This is a genomic window from Acinetobacter sp. NEB 394 (genome assembly GCF_013374795.1).
Classification (GTDB): domain Bacteria; phylum Pseudomonadota; class Gammaproteobacteria; order Pseudomonadales; family Moraxellaceae; genus Acinetobacter; species Acinetobacter johnsonii.
The window spans coordinates 2,530,059-2,555,320 of the sequence record NZ_CP055277.1; the positions used below are offsets into that span (position 1 = coordinate 2,530,059).

The 25,262-nt window shown below is 42.2% G+C and carries 25 protein-coding genes and 1 other annotated feature; of the genes, 9 read left to right on the plus strand and 16 right to left on the minus strand.

Going from position 1 to position 25,262, the window contains the following annotated elements; genetic code table 11:
- Positions 1–133: 133 nt before the first annotated feature.
- The gene (locus HUK62_RS12120) at positions 134–373 is read right to left on the minus strand and encodes a hypothetical protein (RefSeq protein WP_228723684.1); all 240 of its coding nucleotides are present in this window, start codon (positions 371–373) and stop codon (positions 134–136) included.
- A gap of 228 nt (positions 374–601) precedes the next feature.
- On the opposite strand from HUK62_RS12120, the gene HUK62_RS12125 reads away from it, so the two are divergent.
- Positions 602–2,029: a deoxyribodipyrimidine photo-lyase gene (locus HUK62_RS12125; protein WP_176537991.1), complete on the plus strand. Its 1,428-nt coding sequence runs from the start codon at positions 602–604 to the stop codon at positions 2,027–2,029.
- Here the strand turns inward: HUK62_RS12125 and HUK62_RS12130 are convergent.
- Both HUK62_RS12130 and yaaA read right to left on the minus strand, forming a co-directional pair.
- Positions 2,026–2,652, minus strand: coding sequence for a metal-dependent hydrolase (locus HUK62_RS12130; RefSeq protein WP_176537992.1), 627 nt, complete (start codon positions 2,650–2,652; stop codon positions 2,026–2,028). The two genes, HUK62_RS12125 and HUK62_RS12130, sit on opposite strands and share 4 nt — an antisense overlap.
- A gap of 15 nt (positions 2,653–2,667) precedes the next feature.
- A complete protein-coding gene (yaaA, locus tag HUK62_RS12135) occupies positions 2,668–3,447 on the minus strand; it encodes a peroxide stress protein YaaA (protein ID WP_176537993.1) in 780 nt (259 codons plus the stop codon).
- A 126-nt stretch (positions 3,448–3,573) separates the two neighbouring features.
- Between yaaA and HUK62_RS12140 the strand changes: the two genes are divergently transcribed.
- The gene (locus HUK62_RS12140; RefSeq protein ID WP_176537994.1) at positions 3,574–4,203 is read left to right on the plus strand and encodes a hydrolase; all 630 of its coding nucleotides are present in this window, start codon (positions 3,574–3,576) and stop codon (positions 4,201–4,203) included.
- Positions 4,204–4,602: 399 nt separating this feature from the next.
- Positions 4,603–5,043, plus strand: coding sequence for a DUF2147 domain-containing protein (locus tag HUK62_RS12145; protein ID WP_010327146.1), 441 nt, complete (start codon positions 4,603–4,605; stop codon positions 5,041–5,043).
- A gap of 113 nt (positions 5,044–5,156) precedes the next feature.
- Here HUK62_RS12145 and HUK62_RS12150 read toward each other — a convergent pair whose 3' ends face one another.
- The 4 genes from HUK62_RS12150 to pheA form a co-directional block, all read right to left on the minus strand.
- The gene (locus HUK62_RS12150; protein WP_058869966.1) at positions 5,157–5,522 is read right to left on the minus strand and encodes a hypothetical protein; all 366 of its coding nucleotides are present in this window, start codon (positions 5,520–5,522) and stop codon (positions 5,157–5,159) included.
- Between the two features lie 108 nt (positions 5,523–5,630).
- Complete coding sequence (locus HUK62_RS12155; RefSeq protein WP_176537995.1) at positions 5,631–7,880, minus strand: bifunctional prephenate dehydrogenase/3-phosphoshikimate 1-carboxyvinyltransferase; 2,250 nt, start codon at positions 7,878–7,880, stop codon at positions 5,631–5,633.
- 3 nt (positions 7,881–7,883) lie between these two features.
- The gene (hisC, locus tag HUK62_RS12160; protein ID WP_176537996.1) at positions 7,884–8,975 is read right to left on the minus strand and encodes a histidinol-phosphate transaminase; all 1,092 of its coding nucleotides are present in this window, start codon (positions 8,973–8,975) and stop codon (positions 7,884–7,886) included.
- A gap of 67 nt (positions 8,976–9,042) precedes the next feature.
- Complete coding sequence (gene pheA / locus HUK62_RS12165) at positions 9,043–10,152, minus strand: prephenate dehydratase (RefSeq protein ID WP_004696123.1); 1,110 nt, start codon at positions 10,150–10,152, stop codon at positions 9,043–9,045.
- A gap of 456 nt (positions 10,153–10,608) precedes the next feature.
- On the opposite strand from pheA, the gene HUK62_RS12170 reads away from it, so the two are divergent.
- Complete coding sequence (locus tag HUK62_RS12170) at positions 10,609–11,127, plus strand: DJ-1/PfpI family protein (RefSeq protein WP_159152868.1); 519 nt, start codon at positions 10,609–10,611, stop codon at positions 11,125–11,127.
- 51 nt (positions 11,128–11,178) lie between these two features.
- Here HUK62_RS12170 and HUK62_RS12175 read toward each other — a convergent pair whose 3' ends face one another.
- Together HUK62_RS12175 and HUK62_RS12180 are read right to left on the minus strand one after the other, a co-directional pair.
- Positions 11,179–12,321: an acyl-CoA dehydrogenase family protein gene (locus tag HUK62_RS12175; protein ID WP_176537997.1), complete on the minus strand. Its 1,143-nt coding sequence runs from the start codon at positions 12,319–12,321 to the stop codon at positions 11,179–11,181.
- A gap of 144 nt (positions 12,322–12,465) precedes the next feature.
- The gene (locus HUK62_RS12180; protein WP_087012100.1) at positions 12,466–13,809 is read right to left on the minus strand and encodes a dicarboxylate/amino acid:cation symporter; all 1,344 of its coding nucleotides are present in this window, start codon (positions 13,807–13,809) and stop codon (positions 12,466–12,468) included.
- Positions 13,810–14,219: 410 nt separating this feature from the next.
- On the opposite strand from HUK62_RS12180, the gene HUK62_RS12185 reads away from it, so the two are divergent.
- Both HUK62_RS12185 and HUK62_RS12190 read left to right on the plus strand, forming a co-directional pair.
- The gene (locus HUK62_RS12185) at positions 14,220–15,215 is read left to right on the plus strand and encodes a glycosyl transferase family protein (RefSeq protein ID WP_176537998.1); all 996 of its coding nucleotides are present in this window, start codon (positions 14,220–14,222) and stop codon (positions 15,213–15,215) included.
- A 77-nt stretch (positions 15,216–15,292) separates the two neighbouring features.
- Positions 15,293–16,512 (plus strand): IS3 family transposase gene (locus HUK62_RS12190; protein WP_176537340.1). Its coding sequence is split into 2 segments (ribosomal slippage): positions 15,293–15,569 and positions 15,569–16,512, totalling 1,221 coding nucleotides; the frame shifts between segments, so codons are not numbered across the junction.
- Positions 15,568–15,684 (plus strand) — a sequence feature (AL1L pseudoknot). Its footprint overlaps the gene before it by 117 nt.
- Positions 16,513–16,735: 223 nt before the next feature.
- Here the strand turns inward: HUK62_RS12190 and HUK62_RS12195 are convergent.
- The 6 genes from HUK62_RS12195 to HUK62_RS12220 form a co-directional block, all read right to left on the minus strand.
- The gene (locus HUK62_RS12195) at positions 16,736–18,382 is read right to left on the minus strand and encodes an IS66 family transposase (protein WP_034595387.1); all 1,647 of its coding nucleotides are present in this window, start codon (positions 18,380–18,382) and stop codon (positions 16,736–16,738) included.
- Between the two features lie 74 nt (positions 18,383–18,456).
- On the minus strand, positions 18,457–18,792 hold the full coding sequence (tnpB, locus tag HUK62_RS12200; RefSeq protein WP_004669045.1) for an IS66 family insertion sequence element accessory protein TnpB: 336 nt from the start codon (positions 18,790–18,792) through the stop codon (positions 18,457–18,459).
- Positions 18,789–19,217: a transposase gene (locus HUK62_RS12205; protein WP_044108693.1), complete on the minus strand. Its 429-nt coding sequence runs from the start codon at positions 19,215–19,217 to the stop codon at positions 18,789–18,791. The genes tnpB and HUK62_RS12205 overlap by 4 nt, the downstream gene beginning before the upstream one ends.
- Positions 19,218–19,295: 78 nt before the next feature.
- Positions 19,296–19,598 (minus strand): hypothetical protein, encoded by a 303-nt coding sequence (locus HUK62_RS12210; RefSeq protein ID WP_228723685.1) that lies wholly within the window; start codon positions 19,596–19,598, stop codon positions 19,296–19,298.
- A gap of 97 nt (positions 19,599–19,695) precedes the next feature.
- Positions 19,696–19,962, minus strand: a complete 267-nt coding sequence (locus HUK62_RS12215; RefSeq protein WP_058869973.1) for a DUF1315 family protein — start codon at positions 19,960–19,962, stop codon at positions 19,696–19,698.
- Between the two features lie 3 nt (positions 19,963–19,965).
- Positions 19,966–20,904, minus strand: coding sequence for an NAD(+) kinase (locus tag HUK62_RS12220; protein ID WP_004696112.1), 939 nt, complete (start codon positions 20,902–20,904; stop codon positions 19,966–19,968).
- 151 nt (positions 20,905–21,055) lie between these two features.
- Here HUK62_RS12220 and mrcB point away from each other — a divergent pair, with 151 nt between their 5' ends.
- Both mrcB and HUK62_RS12230 read left to right on the plus strand, forming a co-directional pair.
- Positions 21,056–23,452, plus strand: a complete 2,397-nt coding sequence (mrcB, locus tag HUK62_RS12225; protein WP_176537999.1) for a penicillin-binding protein 1B — start codon at positions 21,056–21,058, stop codon at positions 23,450–23,452.
- Positions 23,453–23,473: 21 nt separating this feature from the next.
- Entirely contained in the window at positions 23,474–24,022 is a 549-nt protein-coding gene (locus HUK62_RS12230) for a tetratricopeptide repeat protein (RefSeq protein ID WP_176538000.1), read from the plus strand.
- Positions 24,023–24,034: 12 nt separating this feature from the next.
- Here the strand turns inward: HUK62_RS12230 and HUK62_RS12235 are convergent, their stop codons facing one another.
- On the minus strand, positions 24,035–24,934 hold the full coding sequence (locus HUK62_RS12235; RefSeq protein ID WP_004982385.1) for an NUDIX domain-containing protein: 900 nt from the start codon (positions 24,932–24,934) through the stop codon (positions 24,035–24,037).
- 150 nt (positions 24,935–25,084) lie between these two features.
- Here HUK62_RS12235 and HUK62_RS12240 point away from each other — a divergent pair, with 150 nt between their 5' ends.
- A complete protein-coding gene (locus HUK62_RS12240; RefSeq protein WP_004696105.1) occupies positions 25,085–25,252 on the plus strand; it encodes a hemin uptake protein HemP in 168 nt (55 codons plus the stop codon).
- Positions 25,253–25,262 lie beyond the last annotated feature (10 nt).

Genomic DNA, 25,262 nt, shown 5'->3' on the forward strand with positions numbered 1-25,262 from the left:
AGACTCAAAGTCTAAAATTCAATATATCTTGGCGCGAATTATAACACACTGATTTTTAATTGTTTTAAATTTATTTTTAATTAAAATTCAACATGATAAGTCATTTACACATGATTTTATTCTATCTTAAACGTCAAAGTACTTTAATGGAGACCTGCTCGATTATTGCTTCAGCATCACTTTGAAGCGGGCTACTGACTTGTTCAGGCACGGCCTTTGCCTTTGAGAGAGGACTCAACTTTTGCACTTTAGGCTCAGTACTGTTCATCAGTTGATTCAACTGTTGCTGTTTTTTCGTTTCTGTATCCTGAAAAACAGCAAACCCAAGCAAACAAACTGCAGCTACAAAAATAGGGATTAGAATTTTTTTCATGACATTCACAATATCCACAACTGCTTTAGCATGATTACAAATCATAACAAATAATACAAAGTGCAACACATTTATCAGATAAAAAGCATCTTCACACTTTATAGTTTTTTCTGATTTAATTATTTCAATAACATAAGATTAAGTTAAACGCGTGAGAAAAGAATATGATTAAAGTGCTCAATTTTGTAATATTTTATATTTCAAAAAATTACAGTTGATTAACCTTTTATGAACATAATTTGGTTTAGACAAGATCTTCGCATACACGACCATGCTGCACTTTGGCATGCAAGCCAACATGGACCTATGTTGGCTTTAGTGATCCTATCCCCACAACAGTGGCTATTACATCATGACGCGGCTGTAAAAATTGATTTATATGTCAGACAATTGCACGATTTAAAACAGAGCCTTGCTCAGCTGAATATTCCTTTGCTCATTCTAAATATTCCGCTGTGGCAAGATATTCCACGTCGGCTTTCATCTTTATGTCATACACTGCAAGTACAACAAATCTTTGCAAATATCGAAATGGGCGTGAATGAGCTTAAGCGCGATGCCGAAGTTCAACAATGCTTAAATCAGCAGCACATTGAATTTACGCTCTTCCAAGATCGAACCCTCTTTCCCTTAAACAGTATTCGTAACCAATCTGGTAAGCCCTATCAAGTCTTTGGCGCTTTTAAAAAAACCTGTTATGAGCGCTTAAATATTGGCTTACCGCAGTGTTACCCTCTCCCTTCTGCACAGCAACCTATACAGCTTCCTGCCGATTTAAATACAGCCATTCCACACATTGAATCACTGATTGATGTGAATACGAATGAGTTAAATCAAATTAAAGCCTATTGGCCTGAAACGGAAATATATGCGCTTTCAGTGCTCGATGATTTTATTGATCACAAAGTTAGTGACTATCAAAAAGAGAGAGACTTTCCATTTTTAAATAGCACCAGCCAACTTTCGGCTTATTTAAATCTCGGGATCGTGTCGATTCGCCAGTGTCTCAATGCCCTGTTTCGTGCTCAACACGGTCAATTTATGATTGATAACACGGGCCAGCAGACTTGGTTAGATGAATTACTTTGGCGGGAGTTTTATCAGCATATTTTATTTGATTTTCCACATGTATCTAAACATCTGCCATTTAAAGCCAACACACAGCGTATTGTTTGGCGAGATTCGCCTGAAGATTTAAACGCATGGCAACAAGGTCGTACTGGTATTCCAATTGTAGATGCAGGTATGCGGCAACTACTTGCGACAGGCTGGATGCACAATCGTGTCCGTATGATTGTTGCAATGTTCTTAACTAAAAACTTGTTGATTGATTGGCGACTGGGCGAGCAATGGTTTATGCAACATTTGGCTGATGGTGACTTAGCTGCCAATAATGGCGGATGGCAGTGGTGTGCCTCCACGGGCACCGATGCTGTACCTTACTTCCGAGTCTTTAACCCTGTGAGCCAATCTCAGAAATTTGATAGCAATGGTGACTATATTCGACAGTGGCTACCAGAGCTTGCACTTTTAGATGCCAAAAGCATTCATGAGCCTTATGCGAAGCAACAGAATATGGATTTGGACTATCCCCAACCAATCGTCGATTTAAAATCCAGTCGTATTCGTGCTATCGAAGCATTTAAAGGGCTTTAAACACCTAAAGTTTGGGCTAAGTTCTGCTTAGCAAGACGCTCATAGCACTTTTGGAAAAATGGCGTCTGGTACAGTGGTTGCGTTTCTAAAAAGTGCCTTAACACTTGCTGACGCTTCTGCACATAAAGTGAAGGCTCAACCCAAGCATATTCTTGCTGAATTTGGCGTTCATATTCAGCAAAACGCATAGGATCGCTGGCTAAAATAACCAGATCAATATCCAATAGATAAGCCAAATCAGTGTCAGCGGTCGGTGTATGTGCTTTGGTTGCCAAAACCCATGCATAGATCTTGGCAATTTGCTCAGCTCCAAGCACATTTTCAAGCATCCGTTGCATATAATCGGCGCTTTGCTGCTCATTATCATGTGCTTTCGGGTTATAAATGACATCATGAAACCAAATGGCCAACTCAACAGACAAAGTATCGTCCAAGTGGGTTTTGATCTGATGAAAATGCTCTAAACATTCAACAATATGTTGAATGCTATGATAATGGCGCTGTACTTCACAATAGGCGTCATACAGCGACGCATAGAAATTTTGAGTGGTATCCTCATCCAAACTCAATTGCTTTGCGGTGAGCGCCCAATAGTCCTGAAACTGTTTTGTATACTGCACCATTGGAAGGCCCTTTCGTTATGCTGCCTGTTCATCTCGTTTAAAGACCAACTCACCTTTTAATGAGCTGTCAACATCAAAATAATAACCATCTGTTTGGAATGATTTTAACCCTTCAATTTGATCAATTTGGTTTTCAATCATATAACGCGCCATCAAACCACGTGCTTTTTTGGCATAGAAACTAATGACTTTATATTTGCCATTTTTCTGATCTAAAAACACAGGTTTAATAACTTCTGCTTGGATTTTGCTTTCTTTCACAGATCTATAGTATTCATCAGAAGCAATATTCAGCAAAATTTTAGAACCTGCCTGTTCTAAATCTTGGTTGATTAAATCAGTAATGTGATTGCCCCAAAACTCATACAAATTGTGTCCGCGAAGGTTCGTAAGTTTAGTGCCCATTTCTAAACGATACGGCATCATCAAGTCCAATGGACGTAGCAAACCATATAGACCAGAGAGCATTCGTAAATGTTGCTGTGCATATTCAATGTTTGACTCTGAAAAATGATAAGCATCTAAACCAGTATAGACATCGCCCTTAAAAGCAAACATGGCTTGTCGCGCATTGGCAAAGTTGAATTCTGGCTGCCAATCGCGAAAACGATCAACGTTTAAGGTGGCAATTTTTTCACTGACGCTCATTAAGCTTGCAATTTCACTTGCTGACAGTTTGCGACTAACTTCGATCAATTCTTGGGAATGTTGCAGCAATCTGGGTTGTGTATACGCATCGGTAGGTAAAGCAGTTTGGTAATCTAAAGTTTTGGCAGGAGAAACAAGGGCAAGCATAGATAACCTGATTAAAAAACAATTAAACAGACTATATCAGTAGACTTATTTTATTGCCAATCTGTGTTTTTAATAAGCATAAACGGTTAAACTAGCCCATTCTCCTGTTATATGTATCGATTCTCTATGTCTGAGCAGATGTTCATACAAGGTCCAGTTGGGCAAATTGAAGTTTTTGTAGATTATCCACAGGGTGAAGTGAAAGGATTCGCGGTAGTTACTCACCCCCATCCACTCCAAGGTGGTACACCTCAACACAAGGTTCCTGCATTACTTGCGCAAATGTTCTTAGAACGTAGTTGTATTGTGTACCGTCCAAGTTTCCGTGGCTCAGGTCAAAGTGTTGGTCTACACGACGAAGGTCACGGCGAAACTGATGATGTTCTTGAAGTGATTAAGCATGCTCGTGCAGCACATACAACTTTACCCTTCTATGCAGGTGGTTTTAGTTTCGGTGCGCATGTCATGGCAAAATGCTATGATGCTTTACAAGAAGAAATTCGACCAAAACAGACCATTTTATGTGGTCTACCAACGGCAACGGTCGCTGGTGTGCGCCACTATGTAACACCACAACTTAAAGGTGACATCTTGTTTATTCATGGTGAAGCCGATGATGTCACATTGCTCTCCGATATGATCCAGTGGGCTAAACCACAGCGCCATTTAGTGACTGTATTACCGGGCGCAAACCATTTCTTTACAGGTTATTTAAAGCAGTTACGTATCGCAATTACACGTTTTCTGTGGATTTAATGCTTAAAGGAGTTCAAGAGAGAAATGATGATCTTCTTTAGAACATTTCTTTCTTGAGTTTTCCAGCATTTCACTTCGCACTTTTCTTTGATTACACATTTAGGTATCACTTTATTTTATTGTCTTGATCTGGACAGCGCGTTTTTAATCACTTATTTCATCTTCTATGTTTTTTTGATGATCTCTTTTGAACTCCATATTGGATCGCTTCAAAACCGTACGCTCCCCACATTTAAATATCCGCGAAGCTTCAAACCGTATCATGGCACATTATGCAACTATATCTTTTTTAACTTGGTATATTCTGCATAACCTTTTTCAAATACTAAATTATACAATCAACATCTTAGCTCGTGAGAGCTATTCATTTAAATAATTTTTAAAATATTCAGGGATTTTATGAAAACAATTCTCGGGGCAGTTTTAGTCACTATAGCCACCACATCTGCCTGTGCTCAGGACATTATAGGAACTTGGCGTTATATCGATGATAAAACTGGAGAACCCAAAGGTCTGGTGAAAATTGAAAAGCAAGCCAACGGGACTTATGCTGGAACTGCACTGAAAGCAACACCTCGTCCAGGTTATACAGCAAAAGAGTTTTGCACCAACTGCCCTGCACCCTACACCGATAAGCCTATTATTGGTATGCAAGTGATTACCGGTTTAAAAACTGAAAATAATATTAATTATACGCATGGCAAAATCATTGATCCCGTTTCAGGCAAGCTGTATAGCCTAAAAGGTAAAATTAGCCCAAATGGTAAAAAGCTATTCTTAAGAGGATATTTAGGCGTTTCTGCTGTGGGACGTAGCCAAACTTGGTTACGTGTGGAATAAGGCTTCTAGCAAATACAGTTATAAGCGCGTTGACCCATCAAAATATTAAACGTGTTCTGTCCTAAAAAATGCTGAATTGTGAAAAACCAATTCAGCATTTTTTATGTATTCAATTAGCCCTTCCACTCAAATTCAGTAAAACTTTTATCTGTTTTTAGTGTAGTTTCAACCGCTTGTGCAAGTTGGTTCAACAAGCTTCGTTCAGCAATTCGGTCTAACCAGTCTTGCTCTTCATCTGGATAAGAGGCAATTTCGCACACCAGATTTCCTTCGCTGTCATGACCTTGGCACGTAATAGACAGCGGCAAAGTATGATTATCGACACTCACAGCCACTTGATCACCACTTTGTGGCAAAGTTTCAAAACCAAATTGACCTAACTTTTGAACCAGTAGGTCTTGTACTTGCTTCTGTACCACACCGCTTTCATTTACATCCTGCTGCTGTCCATGCTGTGCAGTAAATTGTAATTTTCTCATTGATCATCCCAAAGGCTTTTTTGTTATATGGGTTTAGCATAATGGCTTAACACAAAACAGCCAAGCAAAAGCTTGGCTGTTCTCGCACAAAATATCTAAGCTTTAGTCTTATTCAGTGACCTGGATCGCTAAACCGGCTTGATTGCTTAATTGCGTAAAGGTCGGGAAACTTGTGGCAACCGTCTCAGTACCAATGATTTTAATTTCACCAGAGGTGCGTAAACCTGCCATTGAGAAACTCATCGCAATACGGTGATCATGATGTGATTCAATTTCGCCACCGGTGAAAATCGCGCCCCACTCACCTGAACGACCTTTACCTTCAATGATGATGCCATCGTCAGTCGGTGTACAATCGATACCCATGGTTTTTAAACCATCCGCCATCACTTGAATACGGTCTGATTCTTTCACACGTAGCTCAGCAGCACCCGTTAATACGGTTTGGCCTTCAGCACATGCAGCAGCAATGAACAATGCCGGGAATTCATCAATCGCCAATGGCACTTGATCTTCAGGCATATGAATACCTTTGAGTGTACGTGTACCTTGAATACGAATGTCTGCAATCGGCTCTCCGCCTGCAATACGTTCATTCTCAACCGTAATGTTCGCACCCATTTGCTTCAAAATCTCGATCACACCTGTACGCGTTGGGTTAATGCCCACTGCTTCTAAAGTGACGTCTGAACCTTCGGTAATCGCAGCACCCACCATAAAGAAAGCAGCCGATGAAATATCTGATGGCACTTGAATCTCTGTACCGACTAACTTACCGCCACCTTGCAGTGAAATACGGTTGCCCTCTGTTTTCACGTCATAACCAAATGCACGTAGCATACGTTCAGTATGGTCACGCGTAGGTTCTGGTTCGGTAACAGATGTTTCACCTGCCGCCCACAAACCTGCCAATAAAATCCCAGATTTCACCTGCGCAGATGCCATTGGCAAGTCATAGTGAATGCCTTGTAAAGCTTGGTTTCCAGTGATCGAAACAGGAGGTGTACCACGCTCACCTGTGGTTTGAATCTGTGCGCCCATTTCGCGTAACGGTTTAGCAATACGTTCCATTGGACGCTTCGACAGTGATGCATCACCCGTCATGACAGAGTCAAATTTTTGTGCAGAAAGCATGCCTGAAAGTAGACGCATCGAAGTCCCTGAGTTACCCATGTAAAGCGCACTTGCTGGTGCTTTTAGGCCATTTACGCCCACACCATGAATCGTCACTTCACCATTTTTAGGACCTTCAATGCTCACGCCCATATCACGGAAAGCTTGTAAGGTTGCTAACGCATCTTCACCTTCCAAGAAACCTGTCACATGCGTCGTTCCTTCCGCAATTGCACCAAACATGATTGAACGGTGTGACACAGATTTATCACCTGGCACGCTAAACTTACCTTGGAAACTCTTTTTACCCGGTAATATGGTGAATTGCTGTGTCGTCACTTTATTGTTCTCCATGAAAGGTTTTTGAGCGAGCATATGGTTAAAATGCTGGCGTGCTGCTTGCGCATGTCCGAGCAAGCCCATTAAAGCATGTGAATCTTCATCTTCAATGAGTTTACGAATCGTTGCCAGTTGGTTTTCAAAACCATCTACGGCATTTAAAATGGCTTTTTTATTGGCAAAAAAGATGTCATGCCACATTTGTGGGTCACTTGCCGCAATTCGAGAAAAATCGCGGAATCCCCCTGCAGCATAGCGAAAAATGTCTAAATTATCTTCACGGTTTGCCAGTTGTTCAACTAAGTTAAAAGCCATCAAATGCGGAAGATGACTGGTATGCGCCAAGACTTCATCATGCTTGGCCACATCCATACAAATCACTTCTGCTTTCGCAGCTTGCCACAGTTGGATCAGTTTCTCTACGGCCCAATCAGCACTGGTTGGTAACGGTGTCAAAATCACTTTATGATTTGCAAATAAATCGACCTTACCTGCATGCACACCTGTATGTTCTGCACCCGCAATGGGATGCCCTGGTACAAAGCCAGCAGGTAATGCTTCGCCATACACGGCTTTGGCCGCGTCGACCACATTGCCTTTGGTACTGCCTACATCGGTAATAATCGTATGTTCTTGCAAATATGGTTTGATGGTTTCCAAGACTTTTTGCGTTGCACGAACAGGCAAGGCCAAAACCACCAAGTCCGCACCTTGAACCGCCTGTACAGGATCACTATACCCCTGTTGGATTAAGCCCAAAGCTTTGGCATCCTGTAAGGTTTTTTCAGAACGTGTAGAGGCTACAATATTTTGGGTTAAACCCTCAGCAATCATCACCCGTGCAAGACTTGAACCAATCAGCCCAAGACCAATAAATGCAACTTTTTCAAACAGTGGCGCAGACATAATTTAAGCGTTCGCCTCTAAACCTAGTACGTTGGCTAAAGCCGTTAAAAATTTCGTATTTTCAGCTTTAGTTCCAATCGATACTCGTAAATGATTGGCGATTCCCACAGGACGAACAATCACCCCTTCTTTTAATAAAGCATTAAAAATTTGTGCAGGATCGGCTTGTATATCGACCAAAATGAAGTTAGCACGAGAAGGCTCATAGTTTAGGCCTAGCGCTTTAAACCCTGTTTCAAGTTGCACCATGCCCGCTTTATTGACCACACGTGATTTCTCAATGAAATCTTCATCTTTCAGTGCAGCAACTGCTGCCACCATGGCTAAATGGTTGACGTTAAACGGCTGACGAATACGATTTAAGAAGTCTGTCACTTCTACCGATGCCAAAGCAAAGCCAACACGTAATGCCGCTAAACCAAAGCACTTCGACATGGTACGGCTAACAATCAGGTTTGAATACTGTGCTAAAAACTTTAAGCTATTAAAGTTTTCTGGGAAATATTCCACATAAGCTTCATCTAAAACCACGATCACATGGCTCGGTACTTTTTGCATGAAGCGCTCAAATTCGGCCTCTTCAAACCAAGTTCCTGTCGGATTATTGGGATTTGCAATAAACACCAATTTGGTATTGTCTTTAATTGCCGCCGCCATCGCGTCAAGGTCATGCGAAAAACCTTGAGCAGGTACCTCAATCGCTTCAGCATTGATGGCTTGCGTGACCAAAGCATAAACTGCAAATGCGTGTTGGCTATACACTACCGAGTCTTTATCTGAAACAAATGCACGGGCAAAAATTTCAAGTAGATCGTTTGAGCCATTGCCTAAAGTAATACAATCATGTGCTACACCAAACTGCGTATGAACTTGATCCTTCAAGATAAAACCACCACCGTCTGGATATCGTCCAATTTCCGCCAATTCAGCAGCAACTGCTTCTTTTACTTTGTCCGAACAACCCAAAGGGTTTTCATTTGAAGCAAGCTTAACAATATCGGTCATTCCCAATTCACGCTCTAATTCGCTGATTGGCTTACCTGGTTGATATGGTTTTAACTTCGCAATACCTTCATTGGCTGGAGCAAACGACATGTGACCTTTCCATTCTTACAAGTGGTGTACATGGTTGAGTTTGGAACAAACCCAACCACCTTAGAGATTACAGTACTGCAATCGGGTATGAACCCAATACTCGAACTTCTTTCACAAGTGGACGAATCTCTTCAATCGCCGCTTTAACATTGTCTTGTTCCACATGACCTTCTAAGTCGATGAAGAAAACATAAGCCCATTTTTCAGGCAGTGCTGGACGCGTTTCGATACTGGTCAAACTAATGTTGTGCTTTGCAAATGGTGCAAGGATTTCCAATAATGCACCTGCACGATCATGTGCAGAAATCAGCAATGACGTTTTATCATTACCGCTTTGCGGGATTCTTTCACGACCAATCACCAAGAAACGTGTAGTGTTCTCAGGATTATCTTCAATATTGCTGTGTAAAATTTCTAAATCATAAATACTTGCTGCAACATCAGATGCAATAGCAGCCGAATGCCATTCAGTACGAATACGACGTGCCGCTTCAGCATTCGAGCTTAAAGCAACACGTTCCACACCTGGATAGTGTGCGTCCAACCATGCACGGCACTGCGCCAAAGTTTGCTGATGCGCATAAATTTGTTTAATGCTGTCTTTACGCGTGTTTTCAGACACAAGAAACTGGTGATGAATACGCAATTCAACTTCACCAATCACATTTAAGTGTGAGGCTTTAAAACAATCCAAAGTATGATTGACCACACCTTCTGACGAGTTTTCTACCGGCACCAAACCATAGTGTGCACTGCCTGCTTCCACTTCACGGAACACTTCATCAATAGTCGGTAAAGGACGAACCACAGCATCATGTCCAAAGTGCTTTAACACCGCAGAGTGCGTATACGTACCGACAGGACCTAAAAATGCAATACTTTGCGGTGCTTCTAGAGCCAAACATGCAGACATGATTTCACGGAACAAACGTGCCATGGTCACATCAGACAAAGGGCCTTCATTACGCTCCATAACATTCCGTAAAACTTGCGCTTCACGTTCTGGACGGTAAAACATTGGATTCTCTTCAGAAGCAAATTTTGCTTTTGCAACAGCTTCCGCCAGTTTCGCTCGACGGTTAATAAGCTGTTGAATCTGTTGATCAACAGAGTCGATATCCTGACGGATTTGATTAAGGTCAAGAGAAGTCGTTGTGTTTTGATCGTCTTGGATCATTGTTATGTCGCCCTTCATATACATTGTGCAAACAGTATAACAATAGTTAGCTTTGAAATCTTGCGCAATAAGACTTTGTATGTTTCAGTGCTAAAAACATACAGTTGATTTAATCATCAAGTTTATCAATAAACTGCCCCAATAATAGACATCAATAAAACCACTGAGCCCTGCCTATTTTCTTCTTGCTGTTATGCATAGAATATCGCCCAATCCAAATACCACGACGATGTTTTGCGAGTCTGAGCTCTTCCCTTTTAAAGCCCTGTCTAGCTTTTGAAAAATTTTGCTACACCTTCACAAAAATCACCATTCATCCGTATTTCAGTGCGTTAGAATATCTTTTAAAATATGCTTTACTTAAGTTGACGTATTCATAACAAAGAGAGTATGCAGCAGTAGCGATTGCTCTATAGTCTCAATAAAACAAAACAATAATGAACTGTAGGTACTGTCATGCACAAAAAAATTGCAGTCTTGGTCACCTATGACTTTGAGGATGCCGAATATGCTGAACCCGTAGAAGCATTTCGAGCAGCTCGGCATAGTATTATTAACCTTGAAAGTCAGGCTGGCAAAATCATTTATGGCAAAAAGCGTAAAGCTTTTGTCACCATTGACCAAAGTATCGATGATGCCTCTGTGCATGACTTCGATGCCTTACTCATCCCGGGTGGGTTTTCGCCAGACAACCTGTGCCAAGATGAACGCTATGTCTTATTTGTCAGGCACTTTGCAAACACGCAAAAACCTATTTTATGCAGCGCAGACGCTCCGCAAATTTTAATGCATGCTGGGGTTGTGAAAGGTAGACGCATGACGTGTATCCATCACCTTCATCAAGACTTAAAAGATGCAGGTGCCGTGCTTTATGACACAGGTGTTGTGAATGACAATAATTTATACATTTCATCGCAAACCCGATATGACCTCCCCGCCTTTATTCAAGAAAGTTTATTGGTACTGAACCGATAAAAAAGAGCCTACTTGAGGCTCTTTTACGCATGTTTATATCAGCACCTAGGCTTAACGCCCAAGTAAGCTACGTGCGACAATTTCTTTCATAATTTCATTGGTCCCGCCGTAAATGCGTTGAATACGTGCATCGACAAAGAAACGTGAAATTGGATATTCACTCATATAGCCATAGCCACCAAAGAGCTGCAATAAATTATCTGCCACCTTCATTTGCATATCCGTTGAAAAGCTTTTTAGCGCAGCTGCAGTTTCGACATCTAACTTGCCTTGCATATAAAGCTCAACGTTTTGATTATAAAAAGCAGCTGTGGCTTGTTCATCAATCTTGGCTTGAGCCAAAACAAAACGTGTATTTTGGAACTGCGAAATATGTTGACCAAAGGCTTGACGCTCTTTGACGTATTGGATAGTGACATCTATCGAACCACGAATTGCCCCTATAGCCGTTGCTGCAATTGCTGTACGCTCTCGTGGTAGCTCTTGCATCAAATAAGCAAAACCTTGACCTGCTTGTCCCAATAACTGGTCTTTTGGCACTTTAACATTGTCATAAAACAGCTCAGAAGTGTCTTGCGAATGTAGCCCAATTTTGTCGAGGTTGGTGCCTTTTTTAAATCCATCCAAGTGGGTATCGACCAACATCAATGAAACACCCTTTGCTCGGGCTTGCGGATCAGTTTTCACCGCTAATACCACAAGGTCGGCATGCTGCCCATTGGAAATAAAGGTTTTAGAGCCATTTAGAATATAATGCTCCCCTTGCAAAATGGCATTACTTCGCATGGCTTGTAAGTCTGAACCCGCACCCGGTTCCGTCATTCCAATCGCACCGACCACTTCACCTGACACCATTTTCGGTAACCAGTACTGCTTCTGCGCTTCCGTTCCAATGTGCAAAATATAAGGCGCAGCAATTTCAGAGTGACAAGAAATACCTGTCGATAAAGCACTAAAACCCGCACGTGCCGACTCTTCCACCAACATCAGTGAATAATGCGTTGGAACACCGTAACCACCGTATTCCTCTGGAACATCGACACATAAGAAGCCATTTTCACCCAAGGCATTCCAGACTGAGCGCGGCATTAATCCTTCTCGTTCCCACTGTTCATAGTTTGGTGCAATCTGTTCATTCATAAAACGGCGAAAGTTATCGCGAAATAGTTCTAAGTCTGCATCGTAATTCAACATGTTTCTTCCTTGTAGTGACGTTGTTTTATTATTCAGTTCACATGCTAGCCATTTTTAAGGCAACTGTCATGACCGCATCAGGCCATTTTTTTATGCGCATAAAAAAAGGAAGCCATTCGGCTTCCTTTTTAAGATGAACTGAAATTATGCGTGAGCATTTTCTTCAACAGCCATTTGGCGGTCTACTTCATCTGGGTTTGCTAGTGCAAAATGTAGTTTTTCTTGGTCTAACTGACCCACCCATTTCGCAACAACAATCGTTGCCAATGAGTTACCCACCAAGTTGGTTAAGGCACGTGCTTCAGACATGAAACGGTCAATACCTAAAATGAGAGCAAGACCCGCCACTGGAATATGACCAACAGCTGACAAAGTCGCAGCCATTACAATAAAGCCTGAACCTGTGACACCCGCAGCACCTTTCGATGAAATCAATAACACACCCAATAAAGTCACTTGGTGCATAAGATCCAGCTGAGTATTGGTCGCTTGTGCAATGAAGATCGCTGCCATTGTCAGGTAGATTGAGGTACCGTCTAAGTTAAATGAATAACCTGTTGGAATAACCAAACCAACCACTGACTTTTCACAACCTGCAATTTCAAGCTTTTTCAGCATACGCGGTAGAACCGACTCTGAAGATGAGGTACCCAGTACGATCAACAACTCTTCGCGAATCATACGAATCATTTTCAAAATACTGAAGCCACAAAGACGTGAAATAGTACCTAGAACCAAGAAAATGAAAAGTAAACAAGTAATGTAGAAACAGATAATCAACTGAGCCAGTTGCGCCAAGCTACCAATACCATATTTACCGATGGTATATGCCATTGCACCAAAAGCACCAATTGGAGCAAGTTTCATGATCATGTTTACAATGTTAAAGAACACATGAGAAATTTGATCGATGAACTTCAGTACAGGTTTACCTGCATCGCCCAATTTATGTAATGCAAAACCAAACATCAAGGCAAAGAGTAGCACTTGTAGGATTTCACCTTCAGCAAATGCGCCAACCACGGTGTTTGGAATAATATGCATGAAGAAGTCGACAGTCGATTGCTGCTGACCCGACTCAACAAACTTCGAGATACCAGAAGTATCCAAAGTTGAAGGGTCAACGTTCATGCCCACACCTGGCTTCCAGATGTTAATGACCAGTAAACCGATCAACAGTGCAATCGTCGATACAATTTCAAAGTAAAGTAGCGCAACACCGCCTGTTTTACCCACAGACTTCATACTTTCCATACCCGCGATACCACTCACGACGGTACAGAAAATTACTGGCGCAATAATCATCTTGATCAGCTTAATAAAGCCTTGACCTAGAGGATAAAAAAGCTCACCCCAGCCGGGTACATATTTTTCAACGCCATTGATAACTTGCGTACCACTAGGGAAAAAATGTCCTACTAATATACCCGCAATAATCGCGACAATAACTTGAAAATATAGTGACTTATAGATTGGTTTCTTAGTCATAACGAATACTTCTGTAAATCAAAAGACTGAAAAAATCGGCATACCTATACTTCCTCATAGGTAGTGGGCTTTCTGATAAACACAAAAAAGCCCACAGTTTGGACCGCATCCAAACACCGGGTAAAAAACTCATGGTGTACAAACAACAGCAATGTGACAAAAATCACAGTTCATTCATATTTACTGCAATGGGAGAGACTAAAAACTAGCGAGTCACAATTATTGGGTAAATTTTACCTAACATTCTTTAATCAAAGTAAACTGATTTCAATCATAATGTATAAAATCTAAACAATATGACTCATACTTTAGTCTAATGGTGAAAAATTTATTTAAAATTAAAAGTGCTGTTTTTTTTGATTGTTCCACTAAAATAGCACAACACAGCCTTCACTTACTTTGGTTTTTCCATGAACAACAAAAGAAATATTTATAAAGATGCTGAGCACCCTTTTGCCCAGTTTGTTCGCATTATTGGCAAAGGGAAAAATGGTGCGCGCTCACTCAGTTATGAAGAAGCTTACCAAGCCTTTGATATGATCTTGAAAAATCAAGTGTTAGATGTACAGCTCGGTGCATTCCTAATGCTACTTCGGGTTAAGGAAGAGTCTGTAGATGAACTGGCAGGCTTTGTTCAGGCCACACGAGATCAACTGCCGTTCACGCCTTTAGAGGTCGATTTAGACTGGTCTTCTTATGCAGGCAAGCGTAAACACTATCCATGGTTTCTCTTAGCGGCACTGACTTTAGCCAAAGCAGGTTATAAGGTCGTGATGCACGGTGCATCAGGTCATACCATTAACCGTATTTATACTGAACAGGTATTGGAGTATCTCGATTTTAATATTTGCCAAACTCAAGCAGATGTGGAACAGGAATTAGCGTCGCGTAATTTTGCATATTTACCGCTGCACGCCATCTCCCCGATTTTAAGTGACTTAATTTCCCTACGAAATGTTATGGGCCTTCGCTCACCCATTCATACCCTTGCGCGCCTGATCAATCCTTTTAATGCCAAAGCAACCCTGCAAGCTATTTTCCACCCGGCCTATCGTGGTTCGCATCAGCAAGCGGCATTTAAACTGGGCTATCAAAATAGTGCGGTCATTAAAGGTGAAGGCGGTGAATTTGAACGTAACCCAGATGCCAAAACACTGATCTGCGGCATTAAAAATGGTGAACTCTACGAACATGAGCTACCTAAACTTACCGACAATCGAAGCCCAATTGAAGAAGAGCTAGATTTAGGTGAGTTTAAAGCAGTTTGGCTGGGTGAAAAACAGCATGAGTATGGTGAAATGGCAGTGACTGAAACCATTGGGATTGCACTATATACCATGGGGGTCTGCGATACATATAGCGATGCCATGCAACAAGCCAAGCAGCTTTGGCGTACTCTTTTCTGAGCTGAGTAGACAAACAAAAGCGTGAACTGAACCGTACCGGGTTTGTCGGAGAGTCAATATTCTGAGAGACTACCCCGATGACAAAATTAAAATATACCCCTGAAATCAGAGAAAGAGCGGTTCAATTATTGATTGAATCTGAAAAAGATTATCCTTCTACTTGGGCTGCAATCACAGCAATTGCGCCTAAGATTGGTTGTACTCCTGAAACACTTCGTGCCTGGCATCAAAAGCATTTAGATCAGCAAAATCCTATTAAAGTACAACAGATATCTGATCAAGAAAAAATGAGGCAAATGGAACGTGAAATTAAAGAATTAAAGCGTGCCAATGAAATTCTACGTAAAGCAGCCGCTTTTTTCGCCCAGGCGGAGCTCGACCGCCCACACAAATAATGGTGGATTTTATCCATAACAATAAAGATCGATATGGTGTTGAAGCGATTTGTAGAATTTTACCGATTGCAGCTTCAACCTATTACCGGACTTTAGATCTCGCTGACAATCCAGAACATCGAGCGAAACGAGATCTACATGATGAGCATCATGCTGAACAAATTAAACGAATTTGGAAGGAAAGTTCAGGTCGGTATGGTGTACGTAAAGTCTGGCAACAACTGAAACGTGAAGGCTATATTATTGCGCGCTGTACTGTTGCTCGATTAATGCAAAAGCTAGGTATACAAGGTGTTTGGCGTGGTAAGAACAAAAAAACCACCCGTAGCCGAGATGACCAAAAACGGGCAGATGATTTAGTGAAACGTAATTTTAATGCTGATCATCCAAACCAACTATGGGTGGGTGACTTTACGTATATTCAAACTCATTCAGGCTGGGTCTATACCGCCTTTATTATTGATGTGTTCTCACGAGCAATTGTTGGATGGAAAGTATCTACACGGATGAATACAGATATGGTACTCGATGCACTTGAGCAAGCATTGCACGATCGAGGCATGCCAAAGAATGTGATTCATCATTCCGATAGAGGTGTTCAATATCTTTCCATTCGCTATACCAATCGTTTAGAAGCAGCAAATTTACGAGCATCAGTCGGTACAACGGGTGACTCATACGATAATGCTTTGGCTGAAACGGTGAATGGCTTATACAAAACAGAGGTGATTGAATATTTAAAAGCAGATTGGCAAGGTTTAGCGGATGTACAACTTGCGACACTAAACTGGGTGGATTGGTTCAATAAAGAACGTGTACATAGTGCGCTAGATTATGTATCACCTTTTGATTTTGAAGCAATGTACTATGATAAAATTAACCAGTTAGGTCAGGTGGCCTAACTTAAATAAAAAGTCTCCGACAAACCCGGTACGGTTCAAACGTTATTCGTCACGCTTTTCGATCCAGTAAAAGTCGGCCCAGTAAGGATAATGCTTTCCTGAAGAATGAATATTTCTGAGTATCAACTGATCACCAATATGGATATCAATTTTTTTAGATTGATAAGGGCCAGATAAATAAACATCTTTTTTGTAAGCATCCGCTGAACCCCATTACTATGTTTTAACGAGGTTCAGGTTTCCAACGGTGTGGTAGCAAATCCTCAATTTCTGTGACTTTATGGGTGGGTAGTCTTTTTAGGACATCACTTAAATAGGCATACGGATCCAGCCCATTCAGTTTTGCCGACTGGATTAAAGTCATGATATTGGCCGCTCGCTGACCACTGCGCAGCGAACCTGCAAATAACCAGTTCTTGCGCCCCAACGCCCAGGGACGCATCTGATTCTCGACCCAATTATTGCAAATCGGTAGATTGCCATCATCCAAATAGCGACTTAAAGCTGGCCAACGCTTCAGAGTGTAATTGATAGCCTTGGCAATTGGAGAACTCGACGGCACCGTCAGATAATGTTGGTTGAGCCATTCATAGAGTTGTTGCATCACCGGTTGACTATGCTGTTGTCGGTATTCGCGGCGGTGTTGCGCTGTACCATCCGTCTTTTTCCTGAGTTCTGCTTCTATGGCATACAGTCTCTGAATCATCAGTAATGCCTGTTCAGCGACCTGACTTTTTTTGGTCACATGCAGTTCATGAAATTTACGACGGGCATGCGCCATGCAGCCCACCTCAATGACTTTACCTGATCTAAAGCGTGCTTTGTAGCCACTGTAATCATCACAGACTAAATGACCTTGCCAATCTTTTAGAAAGGCTTCGGCATGTTCACCAGAGCGACTGTCTTGAAAGTCATAAATCACGGCTTGAACTGGATTATATTGGGTTGTTGCATAAGCCCAGACATAACCTTTCTTCGGTTTTTTATCTTTATCATCCATCCGCATGATGGTGACGGGTGTTTCATCTGCATGAATCACCGCTTGCTGTAGGATCACCTTTCTTAATGCATCGGTTAGGCGTTCTAACTCTACACCACAGCGACCAATCCAGTCAGATAAGGTTGATCTGGACAGATCAACACCTGCGCGTAGAAAGATCTGGCGCTGACGGTACAGCGGTAAATGATCTGCATACTTCGATACCAGTACATGGCTGAGTAATTCAGGACTGGCAATGCCTTTCTCAATCACATAGGCCGGCATTGCTTGTTGGGTCAGTGTGTCACATTGATCACACACCCATTTGCCTCGAATATGCTGTTCCTTATAGAACTGTGCCGGTCTGAAATTCAGTTTTTCACTGATATCTTCACCGATACGACGCAAGGCACAGCCACAGGCACATTCTGTCGATGCAGGTTCATGCTCAATACGGATGGTGTGTAGATGATCTGGTAATGGTCGACGTTTAGGTTTGTTGGCTGTGGCTTTCTGCGCAGCTGCATCGGTTTTAGCTGCATTCAGTCGTTCCAGTTCCAGATCAACCGCTGCGATATCTTCTTCAACCGCTTCGTCCCATAGGTGGATTTGTTTTGCGGTTAGATGTTCGTTTTTACTGCCGAATTTATGCTGTTTAAATAGTGCGAGCTCATGCTCGTATTTTTGCGTGAGAATAGAGAGATGTTGGTTGCATGCTTCAAGATGTTGAACTTTGGCATCTAATTGTTGATTTGATACTTCTAGATGTTGAACCTTGGTATCTAACTGTTGATTTGATTGCGCTAGAGACTGATGCTGAATCGCCAACTGCCGGGTAAATTCCAGCAGTTGTGTATGGGTCAGTTGGCTTAAATCAGGCAGCGTATTCATGACCACAGTATGGCTGAGATCATGAATATGTGTAAATAAAACGTTTGGAGAATAGCAGAATGGATGAGCTTGGTTTAGAGCATTGTTACCACTTGCTGCAGTCCGATTCTCTGCCAAGCTAAACCTTGGATCAGTGCCTGTAACTGTTCCGGGCTGATCGCCACGGTTTCACCCTGGTGAACCTGAGCCCAGTGAAATTTGCCCTGTTCCAGCCGCCGGGCACACAGCCAGATACCCAGTCCATCATGCACCAGCACTTTCATGCGATGGCCACGTTTATTACAGAACAGGTAAGCACAATGCGGTTTGATATAGCCAAAGGCTCTCAGCACCTGAGCCATGGCCGTATCCATACCTGCACGCATATCCATCGGCTGGGTAGAGAGCCAGATTTCATCGATACGGATCATTTGATCAAGCCCTGAATTAAAGGCAGTAATTCCTTTGCCGACTCCACCGGCCAGTCGATCTCGATCATCTGATCCCTTGCGGAACCTTGTTCCTTATGCAATGGAATCCTGATATGAGCGACAGCATTCTTCTCCGGCACAGGTGGTGGAGGTGTTTCTTGTCTGACTGGAGTCGGGTGAAGAATGACGGGAAGAAAGTCGGTCTGTGGACTGGGTGGGCTTTTTAATGCCGGGACCATTGATCTGGACTGGCGAATCCATTTATGTAGCAGATTGGCATTGATCTGATGTTGCATTGCCACCTTGGCCACCGATGTGTCTGGCTGCAGGCAAAGCTCGACCAGGTGCTGTTTAAACTCAGTTGCGAAGATTCTGCGGGTTCTTTCTGTCGTTTGTTCAGTGTCTATAAAAGTGTCTAAGGCCATAAACATAATGTCCATTTAATAAATAATGGACACTATCGGGATATTGAGAAAATAAGAAAAGTGGGGTTCAGCGGACGCTTACTCTTTTTTTTGTCCAATGAGGCTTGAACAATAGAGCTGATGGCTTTTTATCTTTTTCGATGCTTCACCTGCATGGGCGTTATGGATGTTTATTCCAATCAACAACATCGGATAACCATCATTTTTCATTGATGTGTATTGTGTAACTGGATTTTGAAAATTTTGACTCGGTAAAACAGAAACATCTAATAAACATTCAATTTTTCTTGCATCACTTGCTGTCTCAGCAAATACATTGCTCGAAATTGCAGTAATGAAGAATAAACTGAGTCGAGTGAGCTTTATTATTTTTATAAGCATAATGATTGAAACAGTTTTACAGGTTATTTTCTTTTTAGATTCAGTTGTTGAATCACCAAGTATCTGTTGCTGAGCGACTCAACGTATTTTTAATCAATTAAATAAAGCGAATAGGTTTAAATTCTGGTTCAGGCACATGAGAATCACACTCCTCACCTTCTTCTTTATGCCCTTTATCAATATAACCCGTACGTTCTTTTTCAGGAGTATTCTGATGCTCCCAAGCAATAACGGCTTGCATACAAGTTTGACGTTGTTCAGCAGTCAACGCAACGCCATTTGGCCATTTACCAATTTCTACAGCTGTTTTTAAACGCTCAACAATATCGGCATCTAAAATAGAAAGCATCTGTTCAATATTCATGATTTAATCCTGTTGAAAAGAGTCAAAATCTTGGTTCCACCCAAGTTTAGTTCGGCATGACATATAAAAATCATAACCCGGTGGATGTAATAAATTCAGTTTAAAGGGGTGCTTACGAATATGTAAGCTGTCACCCACATTGAGCGAAACACTGTGTTGACCATCGGCACTGACCATCGGCAAGACACGGTTTTCACGAATCAGAAGCTTAATTTCACTGTGTCCACCCACCACAATTGGGCGTGAAGACAAGGTATGCGGATGCATCGGTACCAAAGCAATCGCATCCATCCCCGGATGCACGATTGGGCCACCACCTGACAACGAATAGGCTGTTGAACCCGTAGGCGTCGATACAATCAAACCATCACTGTGTTGACGGTAGACATATTGACCATCGATATTAAGTTCGAAGTCAATCATATGCACCGACTTACCCGAGTGTAATACCACGTCGTTTAGCGCAATCGCATCATAAATCGTCTCGCCCTTTGAGCGAATTTCCATTTCCAATAAGAAACGACGATCTAACTGAAACTCACCTTTTAAGACTTGATCGAGCTTAAAAATCACTTCAGTCGGCTTGATGTCGGTTAAAAAACCCAAACGCCCTCGGTTTACACCCATTACAGGGGTATTAAATTTAACCAAGGCACGTGCAGCATGCAGAAGTGAGCCATCCCCGCCCACCACAATCACCAAATCGACCACTTCACCTAGAAGTGCACGACTCACCGTTTGCGTGTTTTTATAAGGAACCAGTTCAGCGGTTTGCGCATCAAAAACGGGATGTAACCCTAAGCTGAGTAGATGATCATGAATAAGACATAAGGTTTCGACAACTGAAGACTTATCTGGACGTCCAATTAAGCCTATGTTTCGAAATGTTTTATGTGAAATTTGCACCTGCAACATCGCTCCGCTACGATTCCCGCCTATCATAACATTATTTATTTAAATTGATTCAAAAACTAAAGTGACTGCTGCTATACGCGGAATTGTCTATATTTCAGTTTGTTCACAGTTTAATTATTGCAAATTAGCGAAAAGCTTCGCATGATTAGCACAATTTCTCAGGATCTTATTCGTATTTATGAAGTCAGAACGTGGCATAGGTTTAATTGCACTGATCTTCTGCATCTTAGTCATTGCAGCATTCTTGGTGTTTAGTATTTATTTAATAAGACTCGACTCCGTTGTACGTGACAAGTTTGAAGGCAAGCGCTGGGACATTCCTGCGAAGGTATTCGCACGCCCGCTCGAAGTGTATACCAATGCCCCTGTCAGTCAGGCTGACTTCACTCAAGAGTTAAAACTTTTGGGCTATAAGTCCTCGGAAAACTATACCAAATCAGGGAACTTTGTCAGTTCTGGCAATGAGCTATATGTACACACCCGTGGCTTTGACTTCGGTGATAGTGTCGAGCCTGAACAAGTGCTTAAAGTCACCTTTGCCGATGAGCAAGTGGCTGAAGTCAGTGCAACTAAACCCTCTTCTACAGGGATTGCACGTTTAGAGCCAATGCTGATTGGCGGGATTTATCCGCAGCATAATGAAGACCGTGTCCTGATTAAACTCGACAAAGTACCTAAGCCTTTAATTGAGGCTTTAATTGCAACAGAAGATCGTAATTTCTATAGTCACCACGGCGTTTCGATTCGTGGTACGGCACGTGCGATTGTGAGTAATGTCACGGGTGGAAAACGTCAAGGTGGTTCAACACTGACCCAACAGTTGGTGAAAAACTTCTATCTCACCCCTGAAAAAACCATTAAGCGTAAAGTCAATGAAGCATTTATGGCTTTATTGGTCGAATTTCACTATGACAAAGATGAAATTTTAGAAGCCTATCTCAATGAAGTGAACCTCGGTCAAAATGGCAACTATTCTATTAATGGCTATGGTTTAGCTTCGCAGTTTTACTTCGGCATGCCTTTGCGTGAGCTAAATATTGCGCAACAAGCTTATTTGGTGGGTCTAGTACAAGGTCCAACCTTATATAACCCTTGGCGTAACCCAGAAGCTGCGAAAAAGCGCCGTAATATTGTTTTAAACAACATGTTGGTCATGGGCTATCTGACCCAAGAACAATATGAAACTGAAACAGCTCGCCCTTTAAATGTGATTGCCAAACCAACTCTCGGCCCTTCACGTTTCCCAGATTTCTTAGACATTGTACGCCGTCAGTTACGTACCGAATACCAAGAAGGTGATTTGACCAACCAAGGTCTACGCATCTTTACAACGCTCGATCCAATTGCCCAAACCAAAATTCAAGATGCCTTTAAATCGACTGTTAGTCGCTTAAGCCGTGGCTCAAGCCGTCTGAAAGAGCTGCAAGGTGCGGTATTGGTTGCGCATCCTGAAAATGGTGAATTGGTTGCAGCGGTTGGTTCAACCCAAGACTTTACGGGTTTTAACCGTGCACTCGATGCCAAACGTCAAGTCGGCTCACTGCTTAAACCAGTGATTTACCTCAGTGCGATTCAGTCGGGACGTTACAACTGGGCCAGCCCAATTGAAGACAGTAGCATTGGTATTCAAGCCAATGGTAAAGCATGGACACCTAAGAACTATAGTGGTGGTGAACATGGCGTTGTGCCAATGGTACAAGCACTGTCTAATTCATATAACTTGTCAGCAGTTCGCCTTGGTCAAGAGTTTGGTTTATCGACGTTTAGTAACCACTTAAAACGTTTTGGTGTGACCAGTAACATCCCAACCTATCCATCCATTTTCTTGGGTGCGGTAGACATGTCTCCAATGGAAATGCTCAGCATTTATGGCAACTTTGCCACAGGCGGTTTTAAGTATCCGACTAAATCCATTCGTACTGTGGTCGATCAAAATGGTCGCTTGCTGACCCGTTATGGTTTAAATGTCCAACAAACTATTGACCCTGCTTCTGCCTATGTCCTGAACTATGGTCTACAACAAGTGATGACCTCAGGTACAGGTCGTTCGGCTTATAACACTTTACCGAACTCGCTTCAGCTTGCAGGCAAATCTGGAACCACCAATGACACCCGTGACTCGTGGTTTGCAGGTTACTCGGGCAATTATGTTTCTGTGGTTTGGCTAGGTTTAGATGACAACAAACAAACTGGCTTAACAGGTTCTTCAGGCGCGTTGCCAGTGTGGACCAATGTAATGAGCCAGTTGCGTCAAAAACCAGTCAACTTACGCCAACCGGATGATGTGCAATGGCATTGGATTGATCGTGGCACGGGTTATCTTGCCGCTCAAGGTTGTGAGGGTGCAATGTATATTCCCCTCTTGCGAAACACCGTACCACGCAAAGCAACCACATGTGGCTTACCGCATTATCAAGTTGAACCCACTTACAATCCTGAAACAGATGGTTACCAAGCTACACCTGAACAAGGCGACAGCATAGACAACTATATTCGTGAAAGTGAATCGAACATGCAACGAAACTTAGAAGATGAGACGCAAGTCATTTCGAGTGGTAGCTATGAACCTGAATAAATAGGACGGATTTAAATTTTGATGTGGTTTAAACGTTTAAGTATCTTAGCAACCATCGTGACTGTGGCAGGCTGTCAAAGCCTCCCACAGCCAGCTGAAAAAAAGATACCTGAAAAGCCGACACAGGCGGATAAAGAGCAGAAAACATCCTCAGGGGTCACAATTCACCCTTATGACCGCGAAGAAATTCAACGTCAGAAGATTGTGATTCCTGAACAGAAAAGCAAACAACAGTTTGATGATGGGCGACAGCTTCCTGCTTTTAAAAGCCTGATGCAAAAAACGCAAACGGCCTATCGCCAAGGCCAGTGGAGTCAAGCACAAAGCTACGCCATGCAAGCACAGCGTTTAGCGCCACAGTCGAGTGAGACCTTTTTGTATTTGGCTTTAATTGCCAATCAACAAAAACAACCTGCAAATGCGGAATCGCTTGCACGTCGCGGCTTGAGTTATGCCCAAAGCAATGCCATGAAAAAGCAGCTTTGGAGCGTTATCTTAAAAGCGGGTCAAACGCAGAAGAATCAGAAAACCATTCAACAAGCCCAAACAGCAATCAAAAGTCTGTCTTAAAAGCGTGCTCCGTTAAATGGAGCGCTGCCCTGCTATACCATAAGCACCATAACTTTGTGCCTTGGCTAAATCGGCTAACTGTAAGCCGCCGAGAGCAAAAATTGGGATATGAATCTCTTCTGCAATCAAACTGAACTGTTGCCAACCCAAAGTTTCACTATTGGGGTGGCTGAGTGTATCAAGTACGGGACTGAGTAAAAGAGCATCACAGCCAATTTCTTGTGCATGTTCAGCACTGCTACGGTCATGACAGGCCGCTATATAACGCTGCCCAACGTTCAACTCCCCTTTACTCAGTTGCATCAATTGAGATTGTTTCAGGTGTATGGCCGCAACTGCCTGCTGTTGTAGGGGATTTAAACCTTTCCATAGTTCTATATTGACAATCACCCGAGCCAATTGTTCTACACTCAGTTCTGCAATTTTTAAAATATGTTCAGGACTGGCAGGCACTCGCCAATACAGCACTTGTTGTTCAGGCAAATCTTTCAACACATCGATTTGATCTGAAATTTTAATCACGGGTGCAGCATAAAGTCGCTTCAAAATGGCCTGATTGGCTTTTGGAAAGTTAAGATCTTGTAATTCGGCACGCTTGAACCACGCCCATGGTGAGTGAATGTCTGCCAATAGATGATTTGATACTACGGCATGAAATAAATGCAAATTGACAATCACATCGTCATATTCAAACTGAATACAGTCAAAAGCATGCCAATCTTGTATATCAATTCCTACTTCTTCTAACACTTCACGGCGACAAGCTTGCTCAGGCGTTTCACCTGCTTCCACCTTCCCTCCAGGAAATTCGTGCTTATTGCCCTGATGCTGTTCCGCCTGGCGCCAGCCCACCAACACTTTGCCTTGATGTAAAAGGATGGCTATAGCAACTTGAACCAAAGGTTTTGACATAATCAGATTCCATTTCAGATGTGTAGTGTATTGAGTGATTGCATGTAACGATATTGAAGTTTTTTATATTTTCAGCGAGAAAATGTTGACAGCCTCATTCGATAATGATTATCATTTAAATCGTTCAACATATACCACGGAGTCGCCAGAATGAACGCACCATTTAGCTTATTTACTCGTAACGAAACAGCCCATTCACTACCAATGCTACACTCAAACAACTTATTTGCCCTAGGCCGTGAAATTCGCATTATGCATGCTGGAGAAGAGTATCGTCTACGACTCACTCGCAATAATCGACTCATTCTTACCAAATAAGAACTATAAA